This window comes from Candidatus Cloacimonadota bacterium (genome assembly GCA_019429305.1).
In the GTDB taxonomy this organism is placed as follows: domain Bacteria; phylum Cloacimonadota; class Cloacimonadia; order Cloacimonadales; family JAJBBL01; genus JAHYIR01.
Genome location: JAHYIR010000010.1, coordinates 32,257 through 55,363, shown reverse-complemented (window position 1 = coordinate 55,363; position 23,107 = coordinate 32,257). Strand labels below are relative to the sequence as shown.

General features: G+C 35.8%; 24 protein-coding genes. 9 read left to right on the top strand and 15 right to left on the bottom strand.

Features of this window, described 5'->3' with window-relative positions:
* Positions 1-1,784 (top strand): hypothetical protein (locus K0B81_05855; GenBank protein ID MBW6516126.1); only part of this gene is annotated, 1,784 nt, incomplete at its 5' end.
* A gap of 21 nt (positions 1,785-1,805) precedes the next feature.
* Here K0B81_05855 and K0B81_05850 read toward each other — a convergent pair.
* Positions 1,806-2,822 (bottom strand): hypothetical protein, encoded by a 1,017-nt coding sequence (locus K0B81_05850; GenBank protein ID MBW6516125.1) that lies wholly within the window; start codon positions 2,820-2,822, stop codon positions 1,806-1,808.
* Between the two features lie 38 nt (positions 2,823-2,860).
* On the bottom strand, positions 2,861-3,175 hold the full coding sequence (locus K0B81_05845) for a hypothetical protein (GenBank protein MBW6516124.1): 315 nt from the start codon (positions 3,173-3,175) through the stop codon (positions 2,861-2,863).
* A 269-nt stretch (positions 3,176-3,444) separates the two neighbouring features.
* On the opposite strand from K0B81_05845, the gene K0B81_05840 reads away from it, so the two are divergent.
* From K0B81_05840 to K0B81_05830, 3 genes are read left to right on the top strand one after another with little or no spacing between them, the layout of a single operon-like run.
* Positions 3,445-4,290 (top strand): fumarate hydratase, encoded by an 846-nt coding sequence (locus K0B81_05840; GenBank protein ID MBW6516123.1) that lies wholly within the window; start codon positions 3,445-3,447, stop codon positions 4,288-4,290.
* A gap of 22 nt (positions 4,291-4,312) precedes the next feature.
* A complete protein-coding gene (locus K0B81_05835) occupies positions 4,313-4,840 on the top strand; it encodes a FumA C-terminus/TtdB family hydratase beta subunit (GenBank protein MBW6516122.1) in 528 nt (175 codons plus the stop codon).
* Positions 4,841-4,866: 26 nt separating this feature from the next.
* The gene (locus K0B81_05830; GenBank protein MBW6516121.1) at positions 4,867-6,336 is read left to right on the top strand and encodes an NADP-dependent malic enzyme; all 1,470 of its coding nucleotides are present in this window, start codon (positions 4,867-4,869) and stop codon (positions 6,334-6,336) included.
* Position 6,337: 1 nt separating this feature from the next.
* On the opposite strand, the gene K0B81_05825 is transcribed toward K0B81_05830, so the two are convergent.
* Complete coding sequence (locus K0B81_05825; GenBank protein ID MBW6516120.1) at positions 6,338-7,120, bottom strand: 4Fe-4S binding protein; 783 nt, start codon at positions 7,118-7,120, stop codon at positions 6,338-6,340.
* Between the two features lie 385 nt (positions 7,121-7,505).
* Here K0B81_05825 and rsgA point away from each other — a divergent pair, with 385 nt between their 5' ends.
* Genes rsgA through K0B81_05800 form a run of 5 tightly spaced genes read left to right on the top strand, consistent with a single transcriptional unit; the run spans position 7,506 to position 12,533 of the window.
* Complete coding sequence (rsgA, locus tag K0B81_05820) at positions 7,506-8,555, top strand: ribosome small subunit-dependent GTPase A (GenBank protein MBW6516119.1); 1,050 nt, start codon at positions 7,506-7,508, stop codon at positions 8,553-8,555.
* A 17-nt stretch (positions 8,556-8,572) separates the two neighbouring features.
* Positions 8,573-9,421 carry an NAD(+)/NADH kinase gene (locus K0B81_05815; protein MBW6516118.1) on the top strand — a complete coding sequence of 283 codons (849 nt, stop codon included), beginning with the start codon at positions 8,573-8,575 and terminating at the stop codon, positions 9,419-9,421.
* The gene (gene recN / locus K0B81_05810) at positions 9,418-11,112 is read left to right on the top strand and encodes a DNA repair protein RecN (GenBank protein ID MBW6516117.1); all 1,695 of its coding nucleotides are present in this window, start codon (positions 9,418-9,420) and stop codon (positions 11,110-11,112) included. Before K0B81_05815 ends, recN begins: the two co-directional genes overlap by 4 nt.
* Before the next feature lie 13 nt (positions 11,113-11,125).
* Positions 11,126-12,055, top strand: coding sequence for a DUF4349 domain-containing protein (locus tag K0B81_05805; GenBank protein ID MBW6516116.1), 930 nt, complete (start codon positions 11,126-11,128; stop codon positions 12,053-12,055).
* 40 nt (positions 12,056-12,095) lie between these two features.
* Positions 12,096-12,533, top strand: a complete 438-nt coding sequence (locus tag K0B81_05800) for an NfeD family protein (GenBank protein MBW6516115.1) — start codon at positions 12,096-12,098, stop codon at positions 12,531-12,533.
* 85 nt (positions 12,534-12,618) lie between these two features.
* Here K0B81_05800 and eno read toward each other — a convergent pair whose 3' ends face one another.
* From eno to lgt, 12 genes are read right to left on the bottom strand one after another with little or no spacing between them, the layout of a single operon-like run.
* The gene (eno, locus tag K0B81_05795) at positions 12,619-13,911 is read right to left on the bottom strand and encodes a phosphopyruvate hydratase (protein ID MBW6516114.1); all 1,293 of its coding nucleotides are present in this window, start codon (positions 13,909-13,911) and stop codon (positions 12,619-12,621) included.
* A gap of 28 nt (positions 13,912-13,939) precedes the next feature.
* Positions 13,940-15,064: a hypothetical protein gene (locus K0B81_05790; GenBank protein ID MBW6516113.1), complete on the bottom strand. Its 1,125-nt coding sequence runs from the start codon at positions 15,062-15,064 to the stop codon at positions 13,940-13,942.
* Between the two features lie 8 nt (positions 15,065-15,072).
* On the bottom strand, positions 15,073-16,935 hold the full coding sequence (locus K0B81_05785) for a glutamate mutase L (GenBank protein MBW6516112.1): 1,863 nt from the start codon (positions 16,933-16,935) through the stop codon (positions 15,073-15,075).
* Positions 16,936-16,954: 19 nt separating this feature from the next.
* Entirely contained in the window at positions 16,955-17,335 is a 381-nt protein-coding gene (locus K0B81_05780; protein MBW6516111.1) for a hypothetical protein, read from the bottom strand.
* Positions 17,336-17,352: 17 nt separating this feature from the next.
* Positions 17,353-18,084: a ComF family protein gene (locus K0B81_05775; protein ID MBW6516110.1), complete on the bottom strand. Its 732-nt coding sequence runs from the start codon at positions 18,082-18,084 to the stop codon at positions 17,353-17,355.
* On the bottom strand, positions 18,032-18,730 hold the full coding sequence (purQ, locus tag K0B81_05770; GenBank protein ID MBW6516109.1) for a phosphoribosylformylglycinamidine synthase subunit PurQ: 699 nt from the start codon (positions 18,728-18,730) through the stop codon (positions 18,032-18,034). Before purQ ends, K0B81_05775 begins: the two co-directional genes overlap by 53 nt.
* 8 nt (positions 18,731-18,738) lie before the next feature.
* Positions 18,739-18,981 carry a phosphoribosylformylglycinamidine synthase subunit PurS gene (gene purS / locus K0B81_05765; GenBank protein MBW6516108.1) on the bottom strand — a complete coding sequence of 81 codons (243 nt, stop codon included), beginning with the start codon at positions 18,979-18,981 and terminating at the stop codon, positions 18,739-18,741.
* Positions 18,982-18,988: 7 nt separating this feature from the next.
* Entirely contained in the window at positions 18,989-19,717 is a 729-nt protein-coding gene (pssA, locus tag K0B81_05760; GenBank protein MBW6516107.1) for a CDP-diacylglycerol--serine O-phosphatidyltransferase, read from the bottom strand.
* The gene (locus K0B81_05755; GenBank protein ID MBW6516106.1) at positions 19,714-20,328 is read right to left on the bottom strand and encodes a hypothetical protein; all 615 of its coding nucleotides are present in this window, start codon (positions 20,326-20,328) and stop codon (positions 19,714-19,716) included. Before K0B81_05755 ends, pssA begins: the two co-directional genes overlap by 4 nt.
* Positions 20,328-21,623 (bottom strand): adenylosuccinate lyase, encoded by a 1,296-nt coding sequence (gene purB / locus K0B81_05750; protein MBW6516105.1) that lies wholly within the window; start codon positions 21,621-21,623, stop codon positions 20,328-20,330. The genes K0B81_05755 and purB overlap by 1 nt, the downstream gene beginning before the upstream one ends.
* A 16-nt stretch (positions 21,624-21,639) precedes the next feature.
* Positions 21,640-22,284, bottom strand: a complete 645-nt coding sequence (locus tag K0B81_05745; protein ID MBW6516104.1) for a hypothetical protein — start codon at positions 22,282-22,284, stop codon at positions 21,640-21,642.
* 2 nt (positions 22,285-22,286) lie between these two features.
* Positions 22,287-23,084, bottom strand: a complete 798-nt coding sequence (gene lgt, locus K0B81_05740; protein ID MBW6516103.1) for a prolipoprotein diacylglyceryl transferase — start codon at positions 23,082-23,084, stop codon at positions 22,287-22,289.
* Positions 23,085-23,107: the final 23 nt, after the last annotated feature.

Genomic DNA, 23,107 nt, shown 5'->3' with positions numbered 1-23,107 from the left:
CTTGGTTTTCAGCCAGTGCAGCAAAAGCAATAATGATTATGGCAACTGCTGCATTCCCTGCTGAAAATGATATTGTATTAAGAGAAGATCGGTATTATTCGCTGATCAATTCTACAACCAACTATGACTCCGACTACATTCAATCTAGGAAAGTTAGCTTAAGAACTATTGATATCACCGGAGAAGTCATTACTCAAACCCAAATTGCTGTTATGGTCTATAATTGGGGTATGTTAAGGTCTATACATACGACAGAGACAGATGATCATGGAGAGTTAGAATTGGTTATTGGTAGAGGTTCAGTTTTTATTTCAGCAACCAAGGACACACTTTTTGCTCTTCAGGAGATCCCAGCTCAACAGGAAGATTACCAGACAGAGATAGTACTAAGCTATGAGCAGGATGTTTCAGTGAAAACAGCCCTTCACTATCCTGATCCAAAATTACCAACAAGAGAGCAACGAGAAGAATGGAGTAAATATTTAAAAGGTTTTGAAGAATACTATAACAATATTGTTGCTGAATATCAAAGCTTAGTCTTTCCTTATGAACAAGCAGATTCACTCTTGCTGGATGTATGGACAAAATACCGTAACAACAAAGACAACTTTCTACTCTTTTATGAAGATAACTACCCCTTATCATCTCATTTTTTAGTTTTATTAACCAAGATCGATGAAAAGTTTCTCTGGCAAGCCGATCATGACCAATTACAAAAGCTTTATAATGCATATTTGGATATGAGACATCTTGATTATGCTGATGAGATAATGGTCAATCTTCTTTCCCCGACAGTCATGTTTGAAGAGCTACCGAAAACAGAGATGAAGGAGAGTATGATAAAGTGGAAAGAGGGGGATATTGATCAGCGAATAGTTGATATAGTAGATCATATCAATGACAATTATGTTGTAGATAGTGAACTTGCAATACAATCGTTGATCCCTTATGATCTGGCTATGAATTTAACTTATTTGACTACATATCAATACAAAATGTTGATCTGTTCGGTATTAAGAGCTAACTACATACCAGCTTCTTATAACAGAATTCCTGATATTGTAAATATCTTTTATCACGGACAATGGCGATATTACAATCTTCGAGACAATTCATTTCATTCATCGACAAGAGAAGAAAATGCCGAAGAGTTTGCAAAGCTAACTATCTTAACAGTTGATGAAAACAATTATCCTTTATCTATTAATGAGGAACAATACACAGTGACTTTCTTGCAAAATGGGTTGTTCTTTCCTTATGAAGATCAACCGGAAGTTAATCCCGATGGTAATTTATCCGTTATCTTGAAACCAGGTGTATATCAGCTTCAGATAGGTTATAGAATCAATAATGATTTGACACGACTGTACATCAGTACTATAAAAGCAGAAGTAGCAACAGAAATAGAAAAGATATTCGTTTTGGAAAACTATCCTCAAAAATGGGAACGATTTTCAGAGGAATTAGCAGAATTGACAGAATACCTGGATAGCAAAAGAGATGTCGATAATAAACCGTACTACTTTGTATTAGGAGACTATGATCGAGAACCTGTAAGACGTACTGTAGATAAGTTAAACCGCTTAGTAGAAGATACAGAGATCGTCTGGTTAGGATCGAAGATTGCTCCGGATACTCCCAATTATTATCAATTTAGTGAAGAGTATTTATCTTGGTTGTTTGAACATCCTACTTTGAAAGAACGTGTTCTAACTATATACTATAATAATGAAGAGGTAACTTGGTCTTATTTTAATGGTTTTTGGGATACGCTGCCTGAATAAAATAATGATACTTAAGATGAACTATATGCGTCTTCTACGTTTAGGAACATAGGTTAAAATATCAATAATCTTATTATTGCGCATCTGATACTGTCGATAACTTCTAAGTTGTTGATAAAGATGTAATCTTACTAAGGCATCAATAACTTTTCTGGGATAGCTTTTAACCAAAGGACAAAAATCTTCAAACTTTTCGATAAACTTTTCAGTTGCTTCAGAGTAAGAAATTTCAGACCTTCCCTTCATTATATCAGGTAGAAAACCATCTATCTTAGGACAATTAAGACATTTTGAGTCATGGAATCCAATAAGACCGTTATGGGTAACAGTATATTTATCATCCTTTATAGAGAGAAAATTTTCTAAGGCATGTGTTTCCGGTTTCTTCTTCCATAGCAGATTTTCTCGTATTTTTTTTGCTAATTCTTCAGATGTCCAGACCTCTCTTTTCTTTAGCAGTTTATCAACAGTAATCCAGAAGGGACGTAATTTAAACTCAGTTTCAGGATGGAGTATTATTTCATCAATACGGGTCATAATCTGCCTTACTGCCTCTCTTGTAATACCAAATTTATCTCCACATTCTTCTAGAGTCATAGGTTTATGTAAACCAATCCCTAAACGGTCCTTAAAAATAATAAAATTTCTGTTTTTTAATTCTATCACATTGATCAACATCGATTCCAGATCATGCCAATTACTGCTATAATCAATCTCTTTGTCGATTATATATTTCTTGAGTTCGTTTTGCAGAAAATGAATTGTGTGAATCCCACAGTTACGAAACTTGAGAAGAAACCCGTAAGGAGTTAATAAAAGTTGTCCGATAGTAGATATGTTTGCCTGTTTTAGTAGATTTATAGACCTGATATTTAAGATAAGATTGGAAATTGATACATCGGGATGATATGATTTATGTAAGTTTTCCGGCGCTGCTGTAGTAAATTTTTGATTTGTAAATAACGGCATTAAGTATAAATTCTTCTCGGATGCAGGGCTCTGCAATACACTGTTGAATTTAGATTTAGAAACAATCATAATTACTCCAAAAATGTTGATACATCAAGTAAATAGAATTAATTGGCAGCTAAAAAATCAAAGAGGGCTACTTTTATTGATATATCTCGGTTAAGAACCTTGCTCATATTAATTTTATGGGACAAAATACTACTCCATAATTCATAAATATTCTTGTCTGTCTTAAAATCAGGGATGTACTTCTTGAACATTTCAAAATAGAAGGAGTCTCTATCTCCATTGACACGAATAACAACAAATTTATATTTCTCTTTCGATACTTCGTAATCACAATATCTTGCATCAATAACAGCAAAACCGAGTTTCAAAAGATTATCAAAATTAATAATCGATAATATCTCTTCGCCGTTCACTAATCGCCTCCCCACAGTAAAATAATAGACTAACTATCTCTATGAACCTAAAAAAGAAAAAAAATAATCTTGTCAAGTAAAAAGTTAAGTAAAATTTGCTTATTTTTGGTTTTTTGCTTATAGACTTACTATTGATGTTCAAAAATGTTGCAATTTATGGGAAAGTTTTCAGAGTTGAAAATAATTAGTGATTTTCATTGACATTAGATAGTATATAAGAAAGAAAAAAAAGAACCATTATATTAGCATTATGAGATAGTTATATAATTATGAGAGTAGTTGATAGGATAACCTTTAAGCAAGCAATAAAAGATATCTGTAGTTCTGCCCATTATGAGTTGGATACGGGATTAGTTAAGTTACTGGAAAACAGCTATAAAGATGAAGTTAGTATTATTGCAAGAGATATATTGCAAACAATTATTGAAAATGCCCAGTTAGCAAAAGTAAATTCACAACCACTCTGTCAAGATACTGGAATTGGCATGTTTTTTATAGAAATGGGAGAAGAGATTTTAGTCGAAGGTGGAAGTGCAACCAAACTAATTAATGAAGCTTTTAGAGAGATCTATCAGGAAGAATCTTTTAGAAAATCTGTGGTTAGAGAACCACTTTTTGCCAGGAGTAATACCGGTGATAATCTGCCACCGATAATACATTGGGATTTTGTACCCGGAGATAGGATCAAGGTCTATTTTCTGCCAAAAGGAGCAGGGGCTGAGAATATGAGTCGTTTAAAGATGTTCCATCCTCTATCAGATAAAAATCAACTAATAGAATTCGTACTGGATACTGTCAGAAGAGGAGGAGGAAATCCCTGTCCACCTCTCTTGATAGGAATCGGTATTGGTGGGTCCTTTGATTATGTTCCGATATTAGCAAAAAAGGCGTTGCTAAGACCGATTATGGAAGATAATCCTGATAGCAGGTTAACGGAGCTTGAAGCAGAAATACTGACTGCCGTTAACAATCTCGGAATAGGTCCTATGGGTTTGGGTGGCAAAACAACAGCTTTAAGGGTTACTATAATCCAGTATCCATGTCATACTGCTTCATTGCCGGTTGCCATCAATTTACAGTGTCATTCCCACCGCTGTAAAATGATAATAATTTAAAGATCTATTAAAGGATAACCAATTGAGAGAAATAGCGATTACAACCCCGTTAAACGAAGAAAAAATAGCGGGTTTAAGAATTGGTGATAAAGTCTTGTTGAGCGGGATTGTTTATACTGCTCGTGACAAAGCTCATCAGAAGCTAATTGATTTATTGAATGATAACAAAGAGTTACCCTTCAACCTTAAAGATAGCATCATATACTATTGTGGACCTGTCTTTTCGGAAAAATCCGGCAAGATTATTTCTGCCGGTCCAACCACAAGTGAACGTATGGACAGATACACACTTCAACTTTTAAAAGCTGGAGTTAAGGGATTCATTGGTAAGGGTAGAAGAAGTCAAGAGGTAATAGATTTATTTAGAGAGTATCAAGCAGTTTATTTTTGTGCGGTAGGGGGAGCTGGAGTGTATCTAGCGAAAAGAATAACAAAATATAGATTATTAGCTTATCCTGAACTTGGATTAGAGGGAATATATGAACTCAGAGTTTCTGAGTTCCCATGTTATGTTGCTGTAGATTCTTTTGGGGATAAACTCTTCAGATAATTTATGATAATGTGGAGATTGATTGTATGAATAATGATTTTTTAACTTTAAATCTGGAAAACTTAGAGAGGTTTTTCCCGGATAATTTTTCAGAAGAGGAATTAGCTAAAGGTAAAACATTGCTCTTAAAGAAACTCTCTTTGGTATTACATAAGTTCTATAATGGAAAGACTGAAATAATACCTAAAGTTGGTTTGTATGGGTTTAACTGGTTCAATATCTGGTACACACCCGGTGTCTCGGCAGTTTCAACTGCAATCAGAGACGATAACGAACTCTCTTATGATTTGACTAATAGAGGTAATACCGTAGCTATCGTATCTGATTCTACGAGAGTATTAGGAGACGGTGATTGTACACCACCCGGTGGTTTAGGTGTAATGGAGGGTAAAGCTCTCTTAATGAAGATGTTGGGTGGAATTGATGCTATTCCTTTATGTATCGACAGTAGGGATGTTAAAGGTAATAACAATCCTTATAAAATGATCGATTTTGTTAAGATGGTACAACATAGTTTTGGAGCAGTAAATCTGGAGGATATCTCTCAACCCAATTGTTACAAGGTTTTAGATACTCTAAGGGAAGAATGTGATATTCCTGTCTGGCATGATGATGCTCAAGGTACTGCCTCTGTAACTTTAGCAGGACTAATCAATGCTCTCAAACTCGTTAATAAGAAAATGGGGGAGATAAAAACAGTTTTTCTCGGTGCCGGAGCATCTAATACTGCCATAGCACGAATAACAGTAACTGCAGGAGTTGATCCTCAGAAGATCATTATGTTCGATGCCAAAGGTGCTTTATCTAACAAGCGAAATGACATTGAACGAGATGAAACATTATATAGAAAATGGGAGATCTGCCTAACTACAAATCCCAACAATGTTACTGAAATCGAAAATGCTGTTAAGGATGCAGATGTTCTTATTGCTTTATCCAAACCCGGTCCAGATGCCGTAGAACCAAAATGGATCAAATCAATGAATAATAAGCCCATCGTCTTTGCCTGTGCCAATCCAATACCAGAAATATATCCATATGCAGCTAAGCAAGCAGGGGCCTATATAGTTGCTACCGGGAGGGGAGATTTCCCTAATCAGATCAATAACTCACTCGGTTTTCCTGGTATTCTAAAAGGTGCGCTGATTGTTAGAGCCAGCAAGATAACAGACGGTATGGCAATAGCAGCTGCTCAATCACTTGCAGAATATGCAGAAAAGAGAGGCATAACTCCGGAAAACATTATTCCCAAAATGACAGAAACGGATGTATTCCCTCTGGAAGCTTTAGCAGTAGCCCGAAAAGCTATCGAAGAAGGGGTCGCCGGAAGGATAATTACCGATGATGAGATATTTAAGAGAGCTGATACAGATATAAAGAAAGCAAGAGCAACCTACGACTTACTTTCAGAACAGAATATAATCCCTCGACCCGATATGCAGATTATCAAATCAGTGATCGATGAGGTGGTTAAAGAAGTCAGATCAAAGAGTTAACCTATTGAAAATTCTTATTGCTGTCTAAGGTTAGACACATATCCTTAGGGCAGGCTTTGATGCAATTCAGACAAAAAATACAGTTCAGATCTTCAATGTACTCAGCATCTGTTATATCGATATTCATCTGGCAATTGTACTCACAACAACGGCAATCATTACAAACCTCCAGATTTCGGTATATCATTGATCTTTTGATACCGAACTTTTTGCCTATAAATTGAAAACAGTTCATCAAAGCACCATAAGGGCAGAGATACCTGCACCAGAATCTCATTACAAAAATGCTACCAATAATTATGACTGCAGTTATAATGATTCCCCAAGGTGTAAAGTTTACTGAGCCGGTTGCTAACATAACCGGACAGATTTGGTAATACAGATAACCCCAGAGAAAAAAAGCAAACAGAGCAGTACCAATTAAAATCAAATATTTTCCCAGTCGCAAGCTCTTCTCAACATTGGGGGGGACTCTTTTTCTTAGTACTTTTTTTCTGAACGGATTAAGATAGTTAAGATATTCGATAACTGTTCCGAGAGGGCAAACATAACCACAAAATCTCCTGCCAATAAAAAGAGTTGATAATAAAATTATCAAACCTCCAATTATTGCAGTAATAAAGAAAAAACCAACTTCTGGATTAAGACCTCTTAAGCCAAAACATATAACAGCATAGGGACAATAACGATGTGATATGAAATTTACTGCTGTCATAACAATATAGATTGATAATAGTAGGAATATCAACTGGATAATTCTTCTCAGTATAAATTTGCTCATCATATCTCAACTTCCTCTTTGTTGCTGAATTCTTATTCTTCAAATAGCAATGGTAGTCAAGCAGAAAAGTCAGTTTGAGGAGATAATATAGTACATTAGATCTAACATACTTATGAATTGAGATTTAGTTGAAATTAAACATTTATCCGAAGCTAAGTATATCAATAAGGAATCAATAGGAAGCACACGAGTCGGCCCTATCCGACTCGTGTGCTTCCTAATGATTGATGAGAATTATAGAATTGGTAAATAAAATGAGTTATTGGATGAAATCGAAAAATAATCTGAAACACAGGAATAAGATTAAAATTTGAATAGCTTCGATTACCAGAGAAAAGTAGTTCTTGACATTATGGATAGTTGTTATCGGCATAGATACAGAGGTTTTATGGAAGAAATAAAAGAAAAAGAAGATCCTAAGCAAAAAGAAGATGAATTATTAGAAACAGAATATGATAAGGATAAGGAAATTCTTCCTAAACCGGGTAAAAGATTAAGAGTAAAAGAACGTAAAAGTAAGAAATCTAATACTGTACTTAAAAGAGGAAGGGTTTTGGAGATCTACTCAAAAAATTACTATCGAGTAAAGCTTTCTCACGAAGAAATAATCTGTCCTCTCACCGGCAGATTAAAGATAGTAGATTTCAATAACCGAAACATCGTAGTAGTAGGTGACTATGTCCGTGTAGATGTTGCCAAACATCCCCGAATTGAAGAGATAGATGATCGGAAAAATTCCTTAAAAAGATTTATAGATAAAGGAAATAAACAACTGGAAGTGTTAATAGCTTCAAATATTGATCAGGTAATTATTACCACATCCTGTTCGGAACCACCGATCAATCTGAATTTGGTTGATCGGTATCTTTGTGCGGCCCGCTTATCTGCCATCAAACCGGTCATATGTATCAATAAAATAGATATAGCAGACGATTTAGAATTGATTAAGGGTCAATGCCAGTATTACTTCAATATGCAGATTAAGGTAATCTATTGTTCTGCTGAGACAGGAGATGGGATAGAAGAATTAAAAGAAGTGATTCATCATAAAGATTCAGTTTTTTCAGGATCATCCGGAACTGGTAAATCTTCAATTATAAATAGGATTGATCCTTCCCTGAAGTTAAAAACATCTGAAATTAGTAAGGCATCTTTTAAGGGGAAACATACAACGAGTAGCAGTAGTTTAATTCCTTGGTCTTTTGGTGGATATTTAATTGACACTCCAGGTATTAAAACTTTTGGACTTCATAAAAATGAAAAGGATAGGATCCCGAGAATTTTTCCCGGGTTTGCTGATTGGACAATAGAGTGCAGGTTTAGTAATTGCCAGCATATTAGAGAAGAAGGATGCCGAGTGTTAGAAGCAAAGCATGAAGGAATACTACCAGAAGAGAGATATCAATCATATCTTAAAATATTATCATCTTTAGATTAGGATTAGGGGAAAAGTTGATGAAGAAAATAGGGATTTATACGAACGGAGTCAAAGAAAACAGAGAGTTCATAGTCGAGATGATAGACAATTACTTAAATAGTAAGGACATAGAGCTCTATACGATTTTGGAGGAAACAGTTTATCTCCCTCAATATGTAAAACAGTACCGAAAAGGAATGAATCTTGATGCTATTTTAGTGTTTGGTGGTGACGGTACCATCTTAGGAGCGGTAGATTTTGCATTGGAAAGTAGAGCACCAATATTAGGTGTAAATATGGGCAAACTCGGATTTCTCTCCGATTTTTCTATCAAAGAGTTTAAAAAATATATCGGGAAGCTGATCACCAGAGATTATCGAATTTATCAAAGAATGCTTTTGGTAGCTGAGATAAAGAAAAACAGCAGAATAATCTACCGAGGATATGCCCTCAATGACGCTGTAATCTACAAAGGGTTAGTCTCTCGCTTGATTGAAATGAGGTTTTATTGTGACGGAGATTTTGTAGTTGAGACTCGCTGTGATGGTATGATCGCTTCAACACCAACAGGTTCGACAGCTTATTCTTTATCTGCTGGCGGACCTATCCTGACCCCGGAGATGGAGGTTTTCATTGTTGCCCCTCTTTGTCCTCATGTGTTATCTGTTCGCCCGATGGTATTTCCTGCCAATGTTGAATTGCGTTTTAGAATGACCAGGGTTTTTAATGAGACAATGCTGCAATTAGATGGCAAGAATGTTCATTCACTCTTCGATGGCGATGACGTTATAGTCAAGGCGGCCCAGGAAAAGGTAAGTTTTATAACCTTAACTGGAAAGAATTTTTATCAAACTTTACGGAAGAAATTACATATGGGTAAGATATGATCAAGAGTTTACGAATTAAGAATTTTATCTTAGTCAAGGAGATCGAAGTAGAGTTTGGTAAGGGATTGAATGTACTTACTGGAGAGACCGGAGCAGGGAAATCTGTCATAGTAGGAGCTTTTGCCTTGATTTTAGGACAGAAAGGACGACCGGGTATATTTTATAACAATCAAGAACCAATATATCTGGAAGCGGAATTCGATCTTAGTCAACAAGATTCGGAAATTATTGAAGATTTAATATCGGAAGGATACTTAGATAATGAGGAAAGGTCTTTAATCATAGCTAGAGAAATACTTACCGATAATAGTTCAAGAAGTTATCTGAACGGAAAGAGAGTAACTATAGGAACTATTAAGGAGTTTCGAGATGCTCTGATTGATTTTCATAGCCAACGCGATCAGATAAAACTCTTTTCAGAACAGTATCAACTTGAGATTCTCGATACTTTTGGAAATTTGAAAACAAAGCGAAATTCCTATCGTAAGATTTATGATGATATAAGGAACAAACAGAAAAGACTGCAAGAATTAGAAACAACAGAAAGGCAGTATGCAGAGAAACAGAGGCTATATGAATATCAAATAGCTGAGTTAGAGGAGTTGGATCTTCAGATAGACGAAGAAAAAGAGTTAAAGCAAGAACTCGATTTACTTACTCATTCTGAGGATATCTTGAATTATTGTCAGGAGATACAACAACAATTTTATGAAAGTGAAAACTCCATCTTTGATCAGTTTAATATCTATACCCAACGTTTAGACAGGTTCAAAGAGGATAGTGAAAGTATTAAAAATGTGGTTTTATCTTTTAGCAGTATTCTCCAGATACTAAATGATGTTCGGAGAGAACTGAGAATTATTAAAGATGCTATTGATCTCGATGAAAACAAGATGAAACAACTGGAACAACGAATGAGTAATATCTTGCGGATAAAAAGTAAGTACAAAATGGATATTTCCCAGTTGTTATTATATCTTTCCCAGATGAAGCAGGAATTGGAGAATTATGCATCTCATACTCAGGAAATCGAGTATCTGCAAGTCGAAATAGCATCAATATCCAAGGAACTTCACGCCAAAGCTGAAGATTTATCACTTGACAGAAAAAGAGTTTCCCAGCAGTTAAGAAATATAATATTAAAAAATATTAGTCACTTGGCAATACCTGAGGGAGACTTTCAGGTGGCATTTGATGAAATTGTTATAGATGATAAGAATGAGGATGTATTGCATTGTTTAGATGCGACTGGAAAAGACAAGATTGAGTTTCTGTTTTCGGCTAATAAAGGTGTGCAATTGCAACCTTTAAAGAATGCTATTTCTGGTGGTGAGTTATCACGACTATTGCTGGTAATCAAGAAGATATTAGCAGGAAGACTTGATACTTACTCGTTGATATTCGATGAAATAGATAGTGGAATTGGTGGTAGAACAGCTAATGAATTAGGTGAATTTATCTCAGAAGTAGGTAAATATCATCAGGTTCTTTGTATTACACATCTTCCTCAGATAGCTGCTTATGCAAATGAACACTACATGATTGAAAAAAATACTGGATCAGAAAAATCCTTCATTGAAATAGCAAAATTGACTCAGGAAGAAAGAAGAGAAGAAATAGCCAGGATGTTGGCAGGCAGTAAATCAGAGACTGCGATGAAGCATGCTGAAGAGCTACTGAACAAAGATTGAAGGAGTATAACACATGATAATGTTGAGCTCGAGTTTTAAGAGATTTATAATCTTTGGTATTATTTTTATATCCATAATATTAGGGATTCGGCAATCAAATATTGGAAAAACAGGGATTGAACCAAGAGAAGTTGAGCTAAGAAGAGCAGAAAGAGTTTTTAATGATTCTTATCATTCCAGAAAGACAGTTGTGAATTTTGCTGTAAATAACTTTCCCGCAGCAGCTAAGTTATTCAATGAAGTTATCGCTTCAGAAGGTGTTTTAAACCTCTATCATGAATCGAGTAATGTAAGCATAGTGTCTGTAATTGAGATACCTGAAGAGAACTTTAACTATGTTTTATCCAGGTTTCGAGATTTACCCGGTTTACAAACAGAAAAGACAGAAACCATTGATGATATTGCTCTATCAGCTATCGATGTCACAAGTCGTATAGAACAAAACAGATATTTATTACAGCGATATCGTGAGAGATTAAACAATCCTTATTTGACTACACGAGAAATAGGGGAGATACAGGGACAGATAAGGAGCATCCAAACGGTTATTGACAGTCTTTACCAATTAGATCACATAAGAACTCAACAACTACAACAAAAGCATCTGGTTTTAGCCGTCATCAGTAGAATAGACCCACCACACACCACAGGCAGTTTAATGAAGTATATCTATTTTGCTTTGTGGACAGTTATCAGTTTCATCGTAATAACAATCATTGTTGTATTGCTTTATTTAGGAATGATATTGCTCGACAAATTATTCGTTACTCTCGGAATCAGATCTTTAAATAAAGATTCTCATTATCACTACCGATATCATAGCTATATCAACAGAAACCAGGGTTCGAGTCGTGATGGACGAATAAAGAGAAAACGAAAATATAAACCATTGGAAGAGGGCGAAAAAACAGAGTCAACTCCTCCTAATGAAGATAATAGATAGAGCTTTCGTTTTTCAGAATTATCCAGCTATAAGAGAATAGATGATCTATGCAATGATTTGGTTTACTTTTGCAGTATTATTCTTGATGATCGAGATCTACTATCCTCATTTCGTTTTCCTGAGTTTGGGGCTGGGGGCTATTTTAATTGGGTTGCTATCTATTAGATTTCCTACCAGTTTTATTCTTATTCTCATTTTTGTTGTACTCACTTTCTTGTTATATCTTTGGTTAAGGAAGATCAGTAAAAAGGTATTTGTTTACACTAGCGGTAAAACGAACGTTAATAACCTGTTAAATAAGAAGGGAATTCTTACCAAGGGTATTACAAAGAAAAAAAGTGGTTATGTTAAGATTGGAAGCAATGAATGGCCTGCTTATAGTAAAAGCGAAGAGCACATTGATAGTGGCAAAACAGTAAAAGTTATAGGTTTTGAGAAGAATAAACTGCTTGTTTCGATTAAACTTCAAGACGAATGAAATAAGGGAGTATTATAAGGCAATCACTGTTTTAAGGATATAAAAAAGGGGCATATATGCCCCTTTTTTATTTAATCATGGAATTCTATTTTCTTTCTATAAGATTATAGAAGATGTCTCTTCCTGAAAAGAGAGCTGTGGCACCTAAATGCTCTTCTATCCGAAGCAATTGATTATACTTGGCAATCCTTTCACTACGGCATAGGGAACCGGTCTTAATCTGTCCTGAATTGACAGCAACCGCTAAATCAGCAATAAAAGTATCACAGGTTTCTCCGCTGCGGTGTGAGATAACAGTAGTATATCCTGCAGATTTTGCCATCTCAATTGTTTCTAATGTTTCAGTTAGTGTACCAATTTGATTGAGTTTTATCAAAATAGAGTTAGCGCAATTCTTTTTTATACCCTCCGCTAACCTTACTTTATTGGTAACGAACAAGTCGTCTCCGACGATTTGTATTCTACTGCCTAACTTCTGATTTAATAGCTTCCAGCCATTCCAATCATCTTCAGCTAGACCGTCTTCTATAGAAATAATCGGATATTTAGCACAAAGGTTTGCATAATAATCAACCATCTCTTCAGATGTTAGACTTCTCGACTCACTTTTAAGATGATACTTTCCCTGATCGAAAAACTCCGAAGCTGCCGGATCTAATGTAATATATACATCTTCACCGGACCTGTATCCACTAGCTTCAATAGCTTTCATGATGACTTCAATTGCTTCTTCATTTGATTTTAGATTAGGAGCAAATCCACCTTCGTCACCTACCGAAGTAGAATATCCTTGTTTCTTCAAGATGCTTTTTAGAGTATGAAAAATTTCTGTATTTATCTGCAATGCTTGGCTAAAGGTCTTCGCCCCCAAAGGCATTATCATGAACTCTTGTAGGTCAACATTATTATCAGCGTGAGAGCCGCCATTAAGTATGTTTGCCATTGGTACAGGTAATCTACAAGCATTAGTGCCACCAATATATCTAAACAAGGGTGTATCGAAAACTTGTGCTGCTGCCCTGGCTGCTGCCATAGAAACACTAAGTATGGCATTTGCTCCTAGTTTCCCTTTATTTTCAGTACCATCAAGCTCGATCATTTTTTTATCAATAAAAACTTGATCTGTAACATCAAAACCTATTAATTCAGGACCTATGATCTCATTGACATTTTTAACTGCTTTGAGAACCCCTTTTCCACCATAATAATGATTATCACCGTCTCGTAATTCAACAGCTTCATAATCTCCTGTTGAAGCTCCACTTGGCACAGCTGCTCTGCCTATTATCCCGCAATCGAGATATATATCAGTTTCTATTGTTGGATTACCCCTTGAATCAAGTATTTGTCTGGCTTGTATTAAAATTATCTCTGTCATATATCTACTCCTATTAGCTATAAATTGTTTATACTTCTATTACTTCGACATTGGCTCGTGGCAAGGTAACTTTTTTGCCATCTTCCAATTCTGCTTCCAAGATACGGACCTTGGTCTCGCTTTCCACAGTAAATAACTTTTCTGGAAGAGCCGTAATTCGTCCAATTTTACCAAAGTTTGGTTGTCGAATTATTCTTATCATTCCACCAATCTCTAAAGTTGATACCTTTACTTTAACTTCTTTGAGGTCTCTTTCTTCAAACTCTAATGGTATAATGATCTCAGGTCTGATTACTCCTGCTCTGATCTGAGTCATACCATGGATCGAAGCCATATATCCCTCAAACTTTTTCAATAATTCGAATGTCTTTCTTGCCATACTAATTTTGCCGAATCCTTCAGTAACAACAATAGTTAAACCGATATTCTCATGACCAGTAATAGCTACACCGATGTCGTATCCAAGAAGTTTCTTGATATCCTGATCCTCAATTCCGGCAGTAATAATTCCTTTTACTCCAACAGTTTTTGCCTTTTCTATCAGAGCAATAGTTAACACTGCTCCCGTAACGATTATCTTGTCACGGCATTCTTCGGTAATATCTTTGTCATCAATAACTGCGTCAGGTGAGGGAATAAGCATCTTAATTTCACCATTTATTTCATGACCTAGTCCAAAAATACCTTGAACATAGGCAGATTTATTTTCAATGACTACACCTTCATTTTCGATTACATCCACAATAATACCATCAATAAACGCTTTTACCTGAATAGGAATTTTCGGTTCACGCAATAATGCCTGACCGGTATGTTGGGAGATGCTTTCCAATTCACCTTCGATAGGAGAACGGACAGAGGATTTGAAGAGCCCTAAAAATCCTTTCGTTTCGGCTAATATTTGTCCTTTCTTTAATATTTCACCCGGTTGTACCTTCATATACTGTGGTAGAAAAGATGGTAAAACACCAAGTTTATTAGCAAGTTTCAAGGGAATAACTTTACCCGGTAAAAATGTCTGTGCAACCAGATCGTTTGCTTTTACTTTATCACCCTTTTTAACTAATACTTCCCCCTTAAGGGGTAATATTCTCTCTTTTCTGAGTATAATATTTTCTGTTACGGTTAATCCCGCTGAGTATGCTTGTGCCATTTCTCCTCCTACGCTAATATTTCTTCAGGATAAGCTTTAAGTTCTTTCATCCATTTCTTGAGTAGACTTACTCGTAGAGCATTATCTGATGGTAGTTGTAATGGTCGACCTCTAGTATCGATAACAATACCGACTACTCCTCCTGTCAGATCAGCAATGACTTCTTGATTCTTTCCTTTACCGAGATCAAATCCTTTCTTCGGTTTAAGTGTCGCCTTAGCTGTCTCATCCACACCCAAAGGAATTAGTCGTAGCTCTCCAAAAGGAATATCTTCTTCGAAAACAGAACCATCAGGAAGTTCAATTTTTGCAGCTAGTACTGATTGACCGATCTTAGTTACTCCAACAGGAGCAACACTTGTTCCAAGATGAATCAAGCAATCCTTTTTGAATACTTCAGCAGCAGCTTTTTCACTTATCTCAGCCAAAACGCCCAATTGAGGCATCATAAAGATACTATCAACAGCTAGTTTAGTTATACCTTCAGGTAAGAAAGCATCTAACAACATCATAGCTGTTTGATTTCTTCTGGGAGCATGTGATAGTACTCCACCACTACCCACCAAGATATCCAAAGTCATCATGTTAACTATTGTCTCTCCTGATACCGATTGTTCAAAAGCTTCCGATATGCTACGTGTTTTCTGTGTTCCTTTGAGAGTAACAGCGAATTCCTTGTGCTGTAAGAAAGCAAGTCTCAGGGCTTCTTTGGCAATAGCTTGCTCCAGTACTAATTCTTCTAACAATTGTGGTATTGTAGTGGGTCTGATCATTTTATTTTTGATCATATTTCTTAGATCTGAGTCATCAATATCGAAGGGTACCCAACGTAAAATATTGCTTAGACCAGTTGAAGCAAGAACGTTAGAAATACTATAACTCAAGCCGAGGTTAGCACTAACAGTCCTATTAAAAACGAACTCTTCTGTAAAGACTGAAAATACGTCGGTTGTAGCACCACCGATATCAACACCCAGCACTTCTATGTTCTCAACTTTAGCAATAGTTTGCATGATATTTCCCACTGCTGCAGGAGTAGGCATTATCGGGATGTTCTTTAATTGACCTTCAATAGGACCGACAGTCCAAGTCATCAATTTACTGTATCCTGGCGCTTGAGCCATTACGTGTTCCATAAAGAGATCATGAATCTTGTCACGAGCAGGTCCCAAATTCTCTTGTTCAAGGGTTGGTCGGATATTATCAGTAATGATCAGATCAACTTTGTCGGCTAAGGTCTCTCTGACTATATCAGCAGCAGCATTGTTTCCTGCATAGATAATGGGTAACTTGTAGCTGGAGCCGAGTCTCGGTCTGGGATCAGCAGCAGCTATTAATTCTGCTAACTCAGCAACATGCTTGGTTGTTCCACCATCTACACCACCACCCAGAAGGATCATGTCAGGTCTAAGATGACGAATGCGTTCAATTTTTTCATAATTAGGTCGTTTGTCGTTGCTGGCGATTAAATCCATAACTATAGCACCAGCTCCGAGTGCAGCTCTTTCGGCGCTTTCACCGGTCATTTTAGCCACTACACCAGTTACCATCATTTGTAAGCCACCACCGGCGCTACTGGTGGATACATAAGCATCAACACCTCGATCTCCTTCTTTTGGAATGATGATCTTTTCGTTTTCAATAAAAGAGATGTTGGGATTATTATACTTAAGTCGTGCTAACTCTTCTACCTCATTAACAGCATTAAGTACACCTTTTGTAACATCATTAAGAGGTGCTTCCACAGTTGTTGGAGCTTCACCACGAACTGTCTGGCGGTACTCACCATCAACATACTCTATCAGGATTGCTTTTGTTGTAGTACTACCGCAATCTGTAGCTAGTATTCTCGTTAATTTATCGTTACTCATTCTTCCCCCTGATTTCTATTTATTCTTTCTTTTTCAAAATCTTTTTCTTAAACTCAGCAAACTTTTCTTTTCTCTTTGTCCTTTTTCGCTTTCTAAGCATCCTTTTCTTTTCCCGTTCTTCTCGATGCATTTCATCATCTAATTCGTCTATCCTTCTGATTAACAGTTCAACATATTCCCTCTGTTCTAAGAGAGCTGCAATTTCTTGATACTCTTTAGGATCAAAAAAAACCTCAGCAAAGGGAGAAATTGTGTAAAGCAATTGGCTTCCAATAAAATTCAGCGGCTTTAATGACTCAATTGCCATTATAGCTGCAGCACCAAGATGTCTCTCTGCGATAAATCTGGCACATTTTTCAATTAATTCTATTGCTCTTTCTCTGTCAATTTCTACTATCATAATACTCTTCAATCTGATTAAGCACGGGCAACGGTGAGTACATAGATATTATTTACTCGATGTTGTCTAAGTAGCTGACAGATCGAGTTTACTGTTGCACCGGTTGTAAACACATCATCAATAATCAAGATATTAACTTCATAAAGTATAAAGTTTCTGTCAATAGAAAATGCCCTGTTAACGTTCTCTTTTCTCTGCTTAGGAGTCAAATTAGCTTGACTTTCAGTGAACTTAACTCTCTTAATAACATCTGGTTTGTAATCCCAACCGAAGTGACTAGCTAGTTTTTTTGCTATAAATGCCGCTTGATTATATCCACGTTCTCTTCTTCTCGTGGGGTGTAACGGTACAGGGCATACATAATCAATTTGTGAGAAAGGATTTTTGCTGCGAAGGTATTTGATGGCATGCTCTGCCAGATATCCTGCAATATTAGTCATATCGTTGTATTTTAGCTCGTGTATTAACGTTCTAACGACATCATTATAAGGGAAAATAGAACGACATCGGTCAAAATAGACTTTTTCAGATTGGCAGAACACACAGTTCTCTTTTGTCAAAGTGTTGAGAGAACCGCATACCGGACAGCATGAATCTGGCAATAACTGCAGTTCTTTTTTACATCCTTGGCAGAGAAAATTATCATCATCTTCAATTCTGGATAAACAAGTAAAGCAAATTTTGGGAAATATCAGATCAATGAGAAGAGAGAAAGGATTGTTCGAGAGAAGCGAATATTTTGGAACCATCTTCTGATCCGCTGAAATCTTCAGCATTTCTTTCAGGGTGAGGCATCATTCCGAGGACATTACCCGTTTTATTTATTATTCCTGCTATATTTTTGATAGAACCGTTTGGGTTGAAGGAAGCAGAAATATTACCATATTTGTCAGAATACTGAAATACGATCTGCTCATTATCCTCCAACTCTTTTAATCCTTCGTTATCGATGAAGTAGTTACCCTCTTTATGTGCTATTGGAATATCAATTGTATTTCCTTTTATTAACAAGTGAGTGAAAGGGGTTTTATTATTAGAAACGGAGATATATTGGTGTTGACAGATGAACTTTAGATCTCTGTTCATCATCAAAGCGCCGGGTAAGAGACCACATTCAGTAAGTATTTGAAATCCATTACAGATACCAAGGACTAACCCCCCTCTCTGAGCGAACTTAACTACTTCGTTGATAATCGGAGAGAAACGAGCTATAATGCCACAGCGTAGATAGTCTCCGTAAGAGAACCCACCCGGCAGGATAACTATATCAGGATTCTGCAGATCTGTATCTTTATGCCAAATCAAATTTACTTTGTTGTTTCTCTTTAAGGCAATATAATAACTATCATGATCACAATTGGAGCCGGGGAAAGTAATAATGCTATATTTAACCATATCTTATCTTAGTCTTCTATATCGTAATGATATACTTCAATATTGGGATTAGCCAAAACTTTATTACAGATGATCTCCAGCTCTTCGGCAAAAGATTTCCGATCATGCCCCTCATAAGAAATTTCGATGTATTTACTAACTCTGACATCAGTTATTTTTTCATATCCAAGTGAATGGAGTGAGTGCATAACTGTTTTGCCTTGAGGATCTAGAACACTCGGCTTTAAAGTCACAAATACTTTAGCTTTCATAGTTTATTTATCCTGTGTTTCTTTTTAAAAAACGTTGTTTATTTAAGATAAAAACAAAAATATGCCTCAGAAGGCAAAAAAGAATATAGGAAGTTATCCAGAAAAGAATGGCAATATAGAAGTACTTAAAAGTCACAACAGCGGAAATGAGAAACAAAGCGAATAGAAACCGAAAATTTTTACGATATAAGGTATCCTGTTCTATTGTTAAATATTCTATCCTGCTGATCATCAGTATTGAGATTAAGAAGACAATAATCATAAAAATGTTATCATCCGGTATCTGATTCCAAGTCCGAAGACTTAAAATTACAGATGAAGAGATAAAACCGGCAGCAATAGGTATTGGTAAGCCAATAAATGAAGACTTTTTATGTATATCGTTGTTTCTTAATGAAAATCTAACTAATCTGAAACAGCCAGAGAAGACAAATATGATCGTTACTAGCGCTCCTAAAAAAGGTATACGATACAAAGAGACTTGATAAATAAGAAATGCAGGTGCAATACCAAACGCTACAAAATCAGACATTGTATCAAAAAGAGCACCAAATGGTGTTGCCGCATCTAAAATACGGGCAAATTTGCCGTCTAAAAAGTCACATATCATAGAGAACATTATCAACCAAGGAGCTAAAATAAACTCGCCTATGGATATGTAATGAATAGCAATCAATGCAGATAAAAGACTCAAACTAGTAAAAAAATTAGGTATTAAATACTTAATGCTTTTCATTCTATTGCACCAATAGCCGTAATGCCTGCTTCTACTTTTTGGCCTAATTTTACCAAAATAGAATAATCTTGAGTTAGTTGAAAGTGACAGATTCCTTTTCCCGTAATGATACCGGCAAGAACACTCTTTCTTTTCAATGCTCTCGGAAAATAATAGATGCTTTTTCCATTTAGAGTCCACTTTATTGATGAATCTTGATTTGATAGTGATAAATTATCCCTTTTATCGACACCTTCATCAGTTTTCTTATCATCCTCAATCCTTTCTCGTTCATTATCTGACGAAAACCTTATATCTGCTGGTTGATAGAAGTTCTTAAGGATTATAACGATAATCTCATTATCATGGTTCTCTATCTTAACTACTTTACCATGAATCGGTGAAAGAACTTGCTTATCCTCTGTTTCACCAACAGATTTATTAATTCTATAAATAATTATCAAGTAAAGATAATAGATAAATGCCAGTAGAGAGATGTATCGAAGAATCTGAATTGGTGAAGTCAATTCTATAATAAATACTCCGAGGACAATCAGAATTGGTATAATAGCTTTTTGATATTTGATCTTGGTTATTGAAATTAAAACTTCTGGTGGATTATAATCAGTCATTAATTAATTCCAAGCTTATTGAAAATATAGTTAATGTGTTCAGTATATCTGTTCAGGGAAAAAATCTCTTTTATATCGTTCTCAGTAAACATATCCTTCAGGAAGCTTTCTGTAAGAGCAGTTTCTCGGAAAGATTTTTCTGATTCTCTACTCTTAAAAGCTAAATCTTGTATTATTTTATATGCCTTTTCCCTGCTGTGTCCTTTTTCTATTAGCTTAAGTAAAAGTGATTGAGAAAAAAACTGTCCATCAGTGATTTCCAGATTTTCCAGCATTTTTTCAGGATAGACAACAAGATTTTCGATTAAATCTGCTGTTTTGTTCAACATATAGTCAATCAGGATAGTAGAGTCGGGCAGAATAATTCTTTCAACTGAGGAATGACTGATATCTCGTTCATGCCAGAGTGCATTATTCTCTAAAGCAGCTATTAAATTGCTTCTCAATATTCTGGCTAACCCGCATAATTGTTCACTAACAATCGGATTCTTTTTATGAGGCATTGCTGAGGAACCTTGCTGACCTTTGGTGAAATTCTCTGCAACTTCACTAACCTCAGTTCTCTGTAAATGTCTGATTTCCAAGGCAATTTTTTCAATAGTAGTCCCAATAATAGCTAAAGTTGACATATATTGAGCATAAGAGTCTCGCGAAATTACTTGAGTAGTGATATTTGCTGGTTTTAGTTCCAAGAAAGAACAAGCTTTACTCTCTACTTCCGGTTCAAGATGTGCATAATTACCAACAGCTCCTGAGATTTTTCCCACAGAGATATCTATAATAGCATGTTCCATCCTGTGTAAATTTCTTTGCATCTCATCAAACCAAAGGGCAAATTTTAAACCGAAAGTAGTGGGTTCGGCATGAATACCATGAGTTCTTCCTATACAGAGAGTATTTCTATGCTCTTTTGCCTTAATTTTGAGAATTTCCGAGAGATTGATCAAATCTCTGAGGATCATCTCTCCTGCCTGTTTAAGCTGTAATGAAGTAGCTGTATCAAGAATATCAGAAGACGTTAAACCATAATGAATCCATCTAGAAGCAGGTCCAATATTTTCCTGCAGATTATTGAGAAAAGCAATTATATCATGTTTAGTTATGTTCTCTAATTCGGTAATACGGTCTTCATCAAAATCTGCCTTTGATTCAATCTGCTGATAGTCTTCCTCAGGGATTAATCCCATCTCATAAAGTGCTTTACAAACAGCCAACTCAACATCTAACCAACACTGGTATTTATTGGACAGTTCCCAAATCTTTGACATATCAGGCAAACTATAACGCTTTATCATTTATCTTACCTCTGTATTAACCATATCTGATGCTATCGACAATAATCTCGACTAACCTGTTATTATCGACAAATAAGTTGATCCGATCCAATTGATCGTCTCTTTTATATTGAAATTGAACCCTAATTTCGCTCTCATCATCTATATACTGCAGAAGGTTAATCTGCATTTTATCGTTAAAAACAAACTCGACATTATTCAGCTCAAATCTGCCATCTCTAACGATTATTCTCGAATTATTCTTTAGGGTTTCAAGCAGATCATTGAACTTTTTTACTGTTAAGAAATCGCTTTCTGTTGGAATATCTTCCATCATTAGATCTATTCCAGCTGGTAAATTCAAGGAAACTAAAGAATCGATTTCAATGCTTAAAAAGGGAGTAGGTCGCAATCCAAAGAGACCACTGTCAAATAATGAAATATTGAGAGTTTCATGTGTTTTAATTACAAAAATGTTCTTTCTTAAGCGAAACTGACTGACCGATATTTCTGCGATACCATCCAATTGAAATCTTTCCCAGCTTTGAAGATGAGCAAGGAGTAATTCTTCTTTAGGAACTCTTCTCGGAATAAATAGGGAACAACCTGATAAAATGAGAATTAATAGTAAAGAGCTGACAATGATCCGGATTTTACTTATTAGGTAGTCTTTCTTTTCCATATCTATTTCTTAGCCACTTTCGGTTTATAGAGATTATAAAAGCCGATAGAAGCTGTTATGATCATTAGGAAACATAAGACTTGCCCCATGGTAAAATCCAAGATGACAAATCCTAATTGAGGATCAGGTTCTCTATAGAATTCGATAAAGAACCGAAAAACCCCATACAGAGCTATAAAAGTCCAAAAGACAAATCCCTCTTTTAATCTCTTAGTATAAAGAAATTGTAGAATAACAAACAACAACAAACCTTCAAAAAACGCTTGATAAAGCTGTGACGGATGCCTGGGCAGTCCATCAGAACCGGGAAAAATCATTGCCCAGGGGACATTTGTTACTCTTCCATATAACTCTGCATTAATGAAATTGCCGATCCTCCCCAATCCCAATCCTAAAGCAGCAAAAGGCACAACTGCATCAGCTAATGGGTAGAATCTGAGCCGATTTCTTTTCACAAAAAAGTATCCTAAAAGGAGAACTGCTATTGCGCCACCATGAAAAGACATTCCCCCTTCCCAAACAGCAAAGATTTTCAAAGGATGTTGCAGATATTCGGAGAGGTTATAAAAGAGTACATAACCTAATCTACCACCAATAATCACCCCTAAGAGGGTATTAAAGAGCATTGTATCATACTGCTCGTTGGTTATATTAACCTCTTTCTTTCGGAGATTTTTTTTAATAAAGATATAACCGATAACAAAAGCAATGATATAAAACAAGCCATACCACCGAACTTGCAAACTACCTATGGAAAACAAGACAGGATCTATATTAGGAAAGGAAAGAGCACTTAGCATATTATTTGTATCATCCTATTGAC